The organism is Pedobacter sp. KH_004, assembly GCF_057840755.1.
Map to the genome: position 1 here is coordinate 3,410,734 of NZ_CM174519.1, position 12,526 is coordinate 3,423,259.

General features: G+C 38.8%; 7 protein-coding genes. 4 read left to right on the forward strand and 3 right to left on the reverse strand.

Going from position 1 to position 12,526, the window contains the following annotated elements:
- Positions 1-35 precede the first annotated feature (35 nt).
- A complete protein-coding gene (locus AC3ITD_RS14525; RefSeq protein ID WP_265798975.1) occupies positions 36-1,445 on the reverse strand; it encodes a TolC family protein in 1,410 nt (469 codons plus the stop codon).
- 20 nt (positions 1,446-1,465) lie between these two features.
- On the opposite strand from AC3ITD_RS14525, the gene AC3ITD_RS14530 reads away from it, so the two are divergent.
- The 3 genes from AC3ITD_RS14530 to AC3ITD_RS14540 all read left to right on the forward strand — a co-directional run bounded on the left by AC3ITD_RS14530 (position 1,466) and on the right by AC3ITD_RS14540 (position 7,809).
- Positions 1,466-2,134, forward strand: coding sequence for a polysaccharide deacetylase family protein (locus AC3ITD_RS14530; protein WP_489360797.1), 669 nt, complete (start codon positions 1,466-1,468; stop codon positions 2,132-2,134).
- A 438-nt stretch (positions 2,135-2,572) separates the two neighbouring features.
- On the forward strand, positions 2,573-5,338 hold the full coding sequence (locus tag AC3ITD_RS14535; protein ID WP_489360799.1) for a bifunctional aconitate hydratase 2/2-methylisocitrate dehydratase: 2,766 nt from the start codon (positions 2,573-2,575) through the stop codon (positions 5,336-5,338).
- Between the two features lie 191 nt (positions 5,339-5,529).
- On the forward strand, positions 5,530-7,809 hold the full coding sequence (locus AC3ITD_RS14540; protein ID WP_265798978.1) for an aconitate hydratase: 2,280 nt from the start codon (positions 5,530-5,532) through the stop codon (positions 7,807-7,809).
- A 213-nt stretch (positions 7,810-8,022) separates the two neighbouring features.
- Here AC3ITD_RS14540 and AC3ITD_RS14545 read toward each other — a convergent pair whose 3' ends face one another.
- A complete protein-coding gene (locus tag AC3ITD_RS14545) occupies positions 8,023-8,436 on the reverse strand; it encodes a putative signal transducing protein (RefSeq protein ID WP_265798979.1) in 414 nt (137 codons plus the stop codon).
- A gap of 110 nt (positions 8,437-8,546) precedes the next feature.
- Positions 8,547-9,884, reverse strand: coding sequence for a GH1 family beta-glucosidase (locus AC3ITD_RS14550; RefSeq protein WP_489360803.1), 1,338 nt, complete (start codon positions 9,882-9,884; stop codon positions 8,547-8,549).
- A 97-nt stretch (positions 9,885-9,981) separates the two neighbouring features.
- On the opposite strand from AC3ITD_RS14550, the gene AC3ITD_RS14555 reads away from it, so the two are divergent.
- Entirely contained in the window at positions 9,982-12,525 is a 2,544-nt protein-coding gene (locus AC3ITD_RS14555) for a PKD domain-containing protein (protein ID WP_489360805.1), read from the forward strand.
- The last annotated feature ends 1 nt before the right edge of the window (position 12,526 follow it).

The window sequence follows — 12,526 nt, forward strand, 5'->3', positions numbered from 1 at the left end:
ATCTTTATTCCTTGATCCTTACTCCTTGCTCTTATCTAAAATGTAATTTGTTTGCCCAAGTAATAATCAATCACTTTTGCTCTAAATATTAAATCGTATTTCGCTAAGATAAAATCAATTTCTGCTTTGTTTCTATTAGTTTGTGCTGTGCTGTAATCTAATGAGTTCACCAAGCCTACATTATAACGTTGATCGATTACATAAAAAGCATCTTTTTGAGCTTGAAATGCATTTTGAGTGGAGCTGTAACGACTTTTAGCGGCATTTAAATCGGCAACTGCCTGATTGATAACCTTAATTAAATTATTTTTGGCCAAAGTTTCATCAGTTCTACGCTGCTGTAAAGTAATTTTTGCCCGGCGAACATTGGAACGTGTAGAGAATCCATTAAAAATAGGAATCTGAATTCCCATGCTTACAAATTGGCCAAAGTTATCAGATAATTGATCTGCAAATCTGGAATTCGGAAACAATGGATTGGCATTAAACTGATAGTAATATGCAGAACCTAAACCACCACCTAAAGTAATTTGCGGAAAGAAACTACCTCTTGCCACGTCAACTGCTTTTTCAGCTGCTTTCGAATAGTTTAAAGCCAATTTAATGTCAGGAAAGGTTTCCATTGCCTGTTTGTAAATATCGCTTGGAACATAGGCCGTTTTAACATTTTCTATTTCATTAACCATTGGCGGTTGAACTTTAAAAGTCATTGGTGGCTGAATTTCCATCAACTGACCTAAAGTTAAATAAGATATCGTAAGTTGATTCTCAGCATTGGTTAGATTCAATTCTGCTGTTGCAGCTTGTGATTTTGCCTGAGAAATATCGGCCAGGGTTTTGTTACCTACATCCAATAAAGCCTGCTCACGTTTTAAAGTCGAATTAGCAACCTCTAGTTGTTGTTGAGTGGCTTTCACCTGATCCTGATTATTTAAAACCTGAAGATATGCGGTAACCACCTGCAAAATCAAATCGTTTTTTACTTTATCTACATTGGTTTTTCCAGCATCTAACAAAAATTTATTTTGCTTGATCTGGTTAATTTTTGTTCCCCCACCAAACAAAGTAACGTTCGCATTTAAGTTGGGATTCAAATTATAGTTCTGCGTGTTTTCGAATAAACCCGAAACCTGCTGACTCCTACCCCATTGCATAGATTGATTCACACTTCCATTTAAAGTTGGCAACAATGCATTTTTAGATTGGAGCAAGTTTTCTTCACTCAGCGCCGCACTAAAAGCAGCTTGTTTAATGTTTAAGTTATTTTTTAGCGTATTTTCAACCGCTTGTTCAATGGTAATTACTTCTTGCGCCTTAACATTTTGACCAAAGTTTAGTGCTAATAACAATGCAGATCCGGTAAGTAACTTATTCTTGGTAAACATTTTCATAATTTGTTTCAAATCTATATAAACAACTTTAATAATTTCAATCTGTACAGGCATTTACTAACTTTGGTTATAAAATGTACCTGATCAAATCGCCGCTTCTGCTAAAATGGTATTATCCATCATTGTTATGGAATAAATCCCGCACCGAAAAAGTTATTTATTTGACCTTTGACGATGGACCTATACCCAATGTTACAGATTTTGTTTTAAAAACTTTGAAAGCTTTTAACGCAAAGGCCACTTTTTTCTGTATTGGCGATAATATTGTAAAACATCCTGAAGTTTATGCTCGTGTAATAAACGAAGGACATGCCATCGGGAACCATACCTTTAACCATTTAAAAGGATGGAAAACCGATAATGAAACCTATATTGAAAACATCCTTAAGTGCCAGGAGCTCACCCAAACCAATCTTTTCAGACCTCCTTATGGAAGGATAAAGAAAAGCCAGATTCGTAGCTTGCAGTTTAGAGCTCGGAGCTGGGAGTTTAAGGCGTCTAACCACTCCAAACTCCCAACTGAAAACTCCAAACTCCAAATTATAATGTGGGATGTACTCAGTGGCGACTTTGACATTAATCTCTCGCCCGAAAAATGCTTCCAAAACGTGATCAAACACACCGAAAATGGTTCGATAGTGGTATTTCATGATAGTTTGAAAGCTTTCGATCGTTTGGAGTTCACATTCCCAAGGGTGTTAAAATATTTTTCGGATAAAGGTTTCACTTTTTCAACGTTGTAGCCTTTAGCCAAACGTGTGCCATAGAAAATTAGCATCGTCAGTCCCCCGCATAAGGTTATAATAGCATGAGCGCATTTTAAGATACGTTCGTAAATGAACACTCATGTTCGTTTACGAACAGTTATATAAGCTATACTAAAAGGTATAAATGAAGGGTTATTTAAATTTATCTATTAAGCTAAATGAACAAATAATTACTACGTTTTCGTGACTTCATTTTCAATCATTTACATTAATTTAGAACAATTCCAAATTACTCAATAGCCGGCCCGAATTATATTTAAGGGTTGAATTTTGCTATTTTTGTTTTGACCAAAATATTGAGCTTAATTGGCTCAATAACACAAATTAATTTACAACAATATATTCTTTTTCACACGACAGGAATTAAACATTTTAGCTACCTGAACCTACAAGAAAGAGAATAAAATATCTAAGATGAGTATTTATAACGATTATATCCAGGAGATTGAAGACAGAAAAGCTCAAGGTCTTCACCCTAGACCTATTGATGGCGCTGAGCTGCTGAGTGAAATCATCACTCAAATTAAAAATGTAAATAATTTTAACAGAGAAGAAGCTGTTAATTTTTTCATCTACAATACTTTGCCCGGAACCACTGGCGCAGCAGTTGTAAAAGCACAGTTTTTAAAAGAAATAATTTTAGGTGAAGCGGTAGTTGCCGAAATTACTCCAGATTTTGCTTTCGAACTGCTATCGCACATGAAGGGCGGACCTTCTATCAAAGTTTTATTAGATATCGCCCTGGCGGATAATGGCGATAAAGCCCATAAAGCTGCTAATGTGCTTAAAACACAGGTTTTCTTATACGATGCAGATACAGATCGATTAAAAGAGGCTTATCATAATGGAAATGAAATCGCTAAAGAGATATTGGAAAGCTATGCACAAGCTGAGTTTTTCACAAAACTCCCTGAGGTAGCGGAAGAAATTAAAGTAGTAACGTTTATTGCTGGTATTGGCGACATTTCTACAGATTTATTGTCTCCAGGAAACCAGGCGCACTCCCGATCTGATCGTGAGCTGCATGGAAAATGCATGATTACGCCAGAAGCTCAGGAAGAGATTCAAGCTTTACAGGCACAGCATCCAAATAAAAGTGTAATGTTGGTTGCTGAAAAAGGCACGATGGGTGTGGGTTCTTCTCGCATGTCGGGAGTAAACAATGTAGCACTTTGGACAGGTAAAAAATCTAGTCCTTACATTCCATTTGTAAACATTGCACCTATTGTTGGTGGCACAAACGGGATCTCCCCAATTTTCCTTACCACAGTTGATGTAACAGGTGGTATCGGTATCGATCTCAAAAACTGGGTAAAAAAGATTGATGAAAATGGCAACGTGATCCGCAATGAAAATGATGAACCTATCTTAGAACAGGTTTATTCCATTGAAACAGGCACTGTACTGACCATCAATACCAGAACAAAAAAATTATATAACGGCGAGTTTGAATTAATTGATATTTCAAAAGCGCTAACTCCGCAAAAAATGGAGTTTATCAAAGCTGGTGGTTCATACGCTATTGTATTTGGTAAAAAAATCCAAACCTTCGCCGCTAAAACTTTGGGTATTGAAGCTCCAATTGTTTTTGCCCCAGCTAAAGAAGTTTCTATTGCAGGCCAAGGTTTAACTGCTGTAGAAAAAATCTTCAACAGAAATGCAGTTGGCTTAACTCAAGGTAAAATTTTACACGCTGGCTCTGATGTTCGTGTGGAAGTAAACATCGTTGGTTCTCAGGATACCACCGGTTTGATGACCGCCCAGGAGTTGGAGGCAATGGCTGCGACTGTTATATCACCAATTGTTGATGGCGCTTATCAATCTGGTTGCCACACCGCGTCTGTGTGGGATAAAAAAGCGCAAGCAAACATTCCTAAATTGATGAAATTTATGAATGAGTTTGGTGTAATCACCGCCCGCGACCCGAAAGGTGAATATCATGCAATGACTGATGTGATTCATAAAGTACTGAATGACATTACCATTGATGAATGGGCAATCATTATCGGTGGCGATTCGCATACCCGTATGTCTAAAGGCGTGGCTTTCGGTGCCGATTCTGGCACTGTGGCATTAGCCCTGGCAACTGGTGAGGCTTCAATGCCAATTCCTGAATCGGTTAAGGTAACTTTCAAAGGTGCCATGAAAGCGCACATGGATTTCCGTGATGTGGTGCACGCCACTCAATTACAAATGTTGCAGCAATTTGATGGTGAAAATGTATTCCAGGGTCGTATTATTGAAGTTCACATTGGCACTTTATTAGCCGATCAGGCTTTTACTTTTACCGATTGGACAGCAGAGATGAAAGCAAAAGCATCTATCTGTATTTCACAGGATGATACTTTAATTCAATCTTTAGATATTGCCAAAAATCGGATTCAGATCATGATAGACAAAGGTATGGACAACCATAACCAGGTGCTACAGGGTTTAATCAACAAAGCAAACAAACGTATTGAGGAAATAAAAACAGGCATCAAACCGGCTTTAATGCCAGATGATAATGCGAAATATTATGCAGAGGTAATCATTGATTTGGATTTGATTGAAGAGCCAATGATTGCCGATCCGGATGTGAATAATGTAGACGTTTCTAAACGCTACACCCATGATACTATCAGAGATTTAACTTTCTATGGAGGCGATAAAAAGGTAGACCTTGGCTTTGTTGGGTCTTGTATGGTTCATAAAGACGATTTGAAAATCGTATCACAAATGTTAAGAAATGTAGAGCAAAAAACAGGAACAGTTTCCTTCAAAGCTCCGTTAGTGGTTGCTGCCCCTACTTATAATATCATTGATGAACTAAAAGCGGAAGGCGATTGGGAATACCTGCAAAAGTATTCTGGATTTGAATTTAGCGATGCATTACCAAAAAGTTCAGCCCGTACAGAATATGAAAACATCATGTACTTAGAGCGTCCAGGCTGTAACTTATGTATGGGTAACCAGGAAAAAGCAGCAAAAGGAGATACCGTAATGGCAACTTCAACCCGCTTGTTCCAGGGCCGTGTGGTAGAAGATAGAGATGGCAAAAAAGGTGAATCTTTATTGGCCTCTACCCCTGTAGTCGTTCTTTCTGCAATTTTAGGTCGTATTCCAAGCATTGAAGAATATAAAACTGCAGTTGAAGGTATTAACTTAACTAAGTTTACCCCTGTTTCTACCAAATTATAAGAAACAAAAATCTGCATTTATTGTTATTAAATTAGAGGCTGTCTGACTTATCAGATAGCCTCTTTAATTATGCAAAAACAGCATAGAATGTTTTTAAATTAGATTTTTTGACAAATCATAAAAATAAGTCTGTCAAAAATTGTTTAATTTAGTTTGTATTGAAATTGATAATAATTTTTAAAAAATAAAGTATGGCTTTCGACATAGACATGATTAAGAAGGTTTACGCAAATTTCGGCCCGCGTGTAGATGCGGCCCGCAAAATTGTAGGCAGACCTTTAACATTATCAGAAAAAATATTATACGCCCACCTTTGGGATGGCGATCCTAAAAAATCATTTTCTCGTGGAACTGATTATGTAGATTTCGCTCCAGACCGGGTTGCAATGCAAGATGCTACTGCACAAATGGCCCTTCTGCAATTTATGCAAGCTGGTCGTCCACAAGTTGCTGTTCCTTCGACGGTTCACTGCGATCACTTAATTACTGCTAAAGAGGGTGCAGCGATAGATCTTCCTCATGCAAGAACAGAAAGTGCAGAAGTTTTTGATTTCTTATCTTCTGTATCCAATAAATATGGTATCGGTTTCTGGAAACCAGGTGCAGGTATTATTCACCAGGTAGTTTTAGAAAATTATGCTTTCCCTGGCGGAATGATGATTGGAACCGACTCACATACCGTTAATGCTGGTGGTTTGGGCATGGTTGCAATTGGTGTTGGCGGTGCCGATGCTTGCGATGTGATGGCTGGTTTACCATGGGAACTTAAATTCCCCAAATTAATCGGTGTTAAGTTAACCGGTAAATTAAATGGTTGGACCGCAGCAAAAGATGTGATTTTAAAAGTTGCAGGTATCTTAACCGTAAAAGGTGGTACTGGCGCAATTGTAGAATATTTTGGCGATGGTGCAATCAACTTAAGCTGTACAGGTAAAGGTACCATTTGCAATATGGGTGCTGAAATCGGTGCAACCACATCTACTTTCGGTTACGATGAAAGCATGGAACGTTACTTACGCTCAACTGATCGCAATGAAGTAGCTGACGAAGCCAATAAGATAAAAGAATATTTAACAGGTGATGCTGAAGTGTATGCTGACCCTGAAAACTATTTCGATCAGGTAATCGAAATTGATTTAGATACATTAGAACCCTACTTAAACGGTCCGTTTACGCCAGATTTGGCTACTCCGGTTTCGCAGATGAAAGTAGAGGCAGAGAAAAACGGATGGCCTTTAAAAGTGGAATGGGGCTTAATTGGTTCTTGTACCAATTCTTCCTACGAAGATTTGTCAAGAGCTGCATCCATCGCTAACCAGGCTATTTCAAAAGGTTTGGTAACGAAAGCTGATTTTGGCATCAATCCGGGTTCTGAGCAAGTACGTTACACGGCCGATCGTGATGGTTATTTAAAAACCTTCGAGGATTTGGACGCTACAATTTTCACCAACGCCTGCGGCCCATGTATTGGGATGTGGGATAGAACCGGTGCAGAAAAGGCAGAGAAAAACACGATCGTCCACTCGTTTAACAGAAACTTTGCAAAACGTGCCGATGGTAACCCGAACACTTACGCCTTTGTTGCATCACCCGAAATGGTTGCGGCCATTGCAATTGCAGGTGATTTAGGTTTCAACCCATTAACAGATACGCTGACAAATGATAAAGGTGAACAAGTCAAGCTAGACCCTCCTACCGGCTTTGAGTTGCCTACTAAAGGCTTTGCTGTTGAAGATGCGGGTTACCAGGCGCCGGCAGAAGATGGTTCAAAGGTAGAAGTTTTAGTCTCTCCAACCTCTCACCGCTTGCAATTGCTTGATCCATTTACACCTTGGGAAGGCACAGATTTAAAAGGATTGAAACTTTTAATCAAGGCGAAAGGCAAATGTACAACAGATCATATTTCAATGGCTGGTCCGTGGTTAAAATTCCGCGGTCACTTAGATAACATTTCGAATAACATGTTAATCGGTGCAGTGAATTACTTCAACGATAAAACAGACAGTGTTAAAAATGAATTAACAGGAGAATACGGTCCTGTTCCGGCAACGCAACGTGATTATAAAGCAGCAGGTTTCGGATCGATCGTTATTGGTGATGAAAATTATGGTGAAGGCTCTTCACGTGAGCATGCCGCGATGGAACCTCGTCATCTTGGAGTTCGTGCAGTTTTGGTAAAATCTTTTGCCCGTATCCACGAAACCAACCTGAAAAAGCAAGGAATGTTAGGCTTAACGTTTGCTGATAAAGATGATTATGACAAAATTTTAGAAGGCGATACGGTTGATATTTTAGGGTTGACAGAGTTTGCTCCAGATAAGCCGCTCACTTTGGTTTTACACCATGCAGATGGAAGCGAGGAATCTTTCCCGGTTAACCACAGTTATAATGCACAGCAAATCGACTGGTTTAAAGCGGGTGGTGCGTTAAATATCATTAGAGCTGAAGCCGCAGCGAAAGCTGGACTTTAGAAAGAACAATGATAAAGGAGCAAAGAAAAAAGAACAAATATAGGTTCTGTAACTATAGATCTTTGCTCCTTCATCTTTACTCCTTCATCTTTGAAAAGCAATTGCAGTAAATCTTAGGTTTAGCTTAGGTCCCGCTAATGCTACAAGCCCCGAAGAAAATTGGGAGCTTTTCGCGAATATCGGGTTTAGGTACTTAGACTGCTGCGAGAAGACCTACTCAAATTCATGACCACAATCAAGGCATCGGATCACTTCTATTTTCGGTAACCGATAATTAAATATTCCGAATAGGTTAAATTTGTTATGCCTTTTTTCAAATCGGTGAAGATTTTTAGATCTGCATTTTGGACAAATGACTGGCTCTTCAGCCATAGTTTTTTCTTCAACTTGTTTATCAAGATCATCAAGCTGGTGATCTTCTACCAACAGCTTATTAATCGCTTCAACGTCCCTTTCAAAAACGATAAGCTTAATACCTCCTATGGCCTGATTGTAGAGTGGGTTGATCGTGGCCACATTTTCATCGGCAAGGAAACACGCAAAACCCGAATCTTCTAATCTAGCCCTGATAATATTGGCTTCCATCGGATCGTAGTAAGTACTATAAACTATGGTCTTGTCGTTCATATGTCCAATATAACCATATTTCTAGCAGATTTAAAAGGAAAAACTAGCAGATTCTCTCCGATCTTTTAAATCAGCGTTTCTTATCTGCGAAGCTCTGCGGGAAAACAGCCTTAGTTTTTCAAAAATTCCTGCCACCAATAACCCGAGTACTTGATGGTGCGTTTCAATGTTTTAAAATCAGTGTGAACAAGTCCAAACCTGGCGTTGAAGCCTTCAGCCCATTCAAAATTATCCATCAATGTCCAGGCCATATAACCCATAATGTTAATTCCATCTCTTTTTGTCTTAAGTAAAGCCGCCAGATAAATCTTAAAATACTCAATCCGCTCCACATCTACAATGTTGCCATTATCTACCTTATCATGGTAGGCGGCTCCATTTTCGGTAATCATCAAATTCTTAATGTTTGGATAAGCAGCAAATTGCTTAATAATATTGTAAAAACTGTTGGCATTAATTTCCCAGCCCATTGCGGTATGTGGTTTTTTACGGCTTTTGGCTTTTACCTCCCAGGCTTGAATTACCGGGATAAATGCATTGTATTTAATTGTAAGCGGAAAATAATTCTGCAAACCAATAAAATCAAAGTCAAATCTCATCCTATCCTGCAAACGCCAGGTTCCATATTCCATTTGAAATTTCTCCAAAACTTCCCAATCTCCAGTTGGAAAGCCCAAACCTTGTGCCGGCTCTACAAAAAGTCGATTCATCAAACAATCTACACGCTTAGCAGCCAATAAATCGTTATCGCTTTGCGTGTGAGGAATAATCTCTGAGCAAGAATAAGTAGTACCAATATTAGCATTGCTAATTTCTGCCCGAAGAATTTTTCCACCCTCAGCCTGTGCTATAGCGGTATGTAACACAGCAGGAAAAAAATTGCTTAATCCGGTTTTTCCTGGCGCATGGATACCTAACATGTATCCCAGTGAAGTGTAACCAAACGGCTCATTCAACACGATCCAATTTTTGACTTTGTCGCCATATTCGAGCGCACAAATACTTACAAATGCATTGAAGGCTGCATTGATACTGAAACTGGTCCATCCACCCTCATCTTCCAATGCCTGAGGCAAATCCCAGTGATAGAGCGTAATATAAGGCGTAATTCCATGAGTTAAACATTCATCTATTACACGATGGTAAAAGCGTAATCCCTCTTGATTAACCTCTCCTCTGCCAGCAGGTAAAATCCTCGACCATGCAATGGAAAACCTGAATATCTTAAACCCTAATAACTTCACTAAGGCAATGTCTTCCTGATAACGATGATAAAAATCGCAGGCAACATTCATCTTATGACCATTTTTAATTTTCCCATTTCGATTGGAAAAGTTATCCCAAATGGACGGCCCCTTACCATAAGAACTGGTAGCGCCTTCAATTTGTGGTGCCGCTGTAGCTACTCCCCATAAAAAGTCCGATCCAAAATCACTTGCTTTAATCATAGTCTTATCTTACTGCCTCAAGTTGCAACTTTAATATTAACAAAACATTAACTTACATTACAGCACAAAAAGAAAACATTTTTTAATAGTTTTACTAATGCGCTTTTCATTAATTCTCTTTTTATTCTTAATATTTTGCTCGAAACTTTGGGCAAATTTTGCTCCGCCCATAAATGATGAATTAGTAAATGCGATAAACATCCCAAACACTACCGGATTTTGTAGCGTTGATGCGGCCTATAGTAATGTTGAAGCCACCACATCGACTATGTACAATAAACCCACAAGTTGGATAGCAACCGGAAAAGATGTTTGGTTTAAGTTTACCGCTACAAAATACGATGTCAATATTTCAATAAGTGGCCTGGTTAATTCGAGCAGTACCAATACTTTGATAAGTCCCTTAATTGCATTGTATGCTTTTGATTCATCTACGACAGGAATTAGTGAGATGATTGGTACTTCTACTACTTCTGCCAATGTTACTACCTATTATAAGGGAGCATTGGAGCTCGGACAAATTTATTATGTACGTGTTAGTGCAGAAAATGATCAGGTGGGAACTTTCAAACTGTGTTTAGACAATTATTTTCCTCCTTTAAAACCGGGGCAAGATTGCGGTACAGTTTCGATTTTATGTTCAAAAGAAACTTTTACACAATTAAATGTTACAGGCACAGGTTCAAATAGAAATGAATCTGCAGGTACATGCTTAGGCACAGAATCGAATTCAGCCTGGTATATGTTTAAGGCTTCCAAAGCGGGATCTTTTACTTTTGTAATTACGCCAACTGTAACTACCAACGATATTGATTGGATATTTTACGATCTAGGGGTAAATGGAGATTGTAGCATGGTAAATGCATCAAATGCCATTCGTTGCGCTGCCGGCAGCGGCGTTCAATGTACGCCTACATACTATAAAACTGGGCTAAGTATGACTGAAACCGACTTATCGGAAGCTTCTGGTTGTCCGGCTGGACAAAACGGCTTTGTTAAATATGTCGATTTAGTTGAAGGGCATACCTATGCTATTTTGATTGATAATTTTTCTAGCGGAAACAATGGCTTCACTTTAGAATTTGGGGGTGATGCAGATTTGGCAGGACCAAGTGCTGAAATAGCTGTACAGAAGTTAAACCCGTGTACAGACAGCCAGGCATATGTATTTGAAAGTATTGCCGCTAATTATGCAGAATTAAAATGGTCATTTGGTGAAGGCGCAAGTTTATCAACAGCGGATGGCATTGGCCCCTACACCATCACCTACAACACGCCGGGAGAAAAAGTAGTTGTGCTCGAAGCCAAAGGGAGCAATGGTTGTAGTGTGATAACCACAAAGAACTTTATCGTCGCTAAAACGCCCGACAAACCCACTATCACTGCATCTGATGTGACCTTATGCCAAGGCGATGTGCTGCAACTTTCAACGCCATTTCTGAACCTTGCTACTTATCACTGGAGCGGACCGAATGGCTTCACTTCTACCGAACAAAACCCGGCGATACCGAACGTGGGTCTTGAACATATTGGAATTTATAAACTATTTGTACAAGTTGGCGACTGCATTAGTGAAGAAAATTCATTGGAAATTCTTTCCGTTGATTTGAAACCGGAGGCGGCCTTCTCTATTGTAGTAAATAACAAATGTGAATCGAATCAGAGTTTTTCGTTTGTTAATGCATCTAAAAATTATACCAAGCTTAAATGGGATTTCGGTTTATCAGTGCGAACAAATGCTGATGCGGCAAACAACAGTAAAATAATCACTTTTGATTCACCAGGACCAAAGACTATTACCTTAACAATTGAAACTGATAATGGCTGTATATCTATCGCTAGCCAAGACATCTTGGTGGAATTGAAGCCTGAGATTCCAGAAATTTCGATCAACAAGCCTGCTTTCTGCATAAACGATTTGATAAGACTTTCCGTTCCCCAACAGGAAAACATGAGTTACCTGTGGACAGGACCAGACAATTTTACCGCAGCCACCAGTAGCGTGGAAATACCGGTAAATAATTTCAACAAAGCCGGAGAATACAAAATTGTACTTACTTCAGGAACTTGCAGCTCTGATCCTACAAGTATAATTATTCCTCCAATTGCCAGAATCCCGATAGCGGGTTTCTATACCGAACCTTCTTTTAATGTCAAGTTTTCAGTGCCTGCCCCAATTGTTTTTACAAATACGTCTCAATTTGGAGATTATTTTGAGTGGCATTTTGGTGATGGAACTTTTTCGTCTGAAAAAAGCCCTACACATACCTTTCAAACGGATGGAACTTTTAGGATTACTTTGACAGCATTTTCAAATAATGGTTGTTGGAATTCGATCACTCAAGGCGATTTGATTGTAAGGAAAGAAGCGTCGATATTTACACCAAATGCATTTTCGCCAAACGGTGATGGTGTAAACGATGAGTTTGTAGTAGGCATTACTAATCTAAAAAGGTATAGAATTCAAATTTATAACCGATATGGCAATCAGGTATTTTTTACCGATAATATCTTCGACAATTGGAAAGGAACCTTTAAAAATACCGAACTACCAACAGGTGTTTATTATTATGTGATTCTCGGAACTCATTTAAACAATTCAACCGTTAAATATACAGGATCGGTTACGCTATTGCGATAAA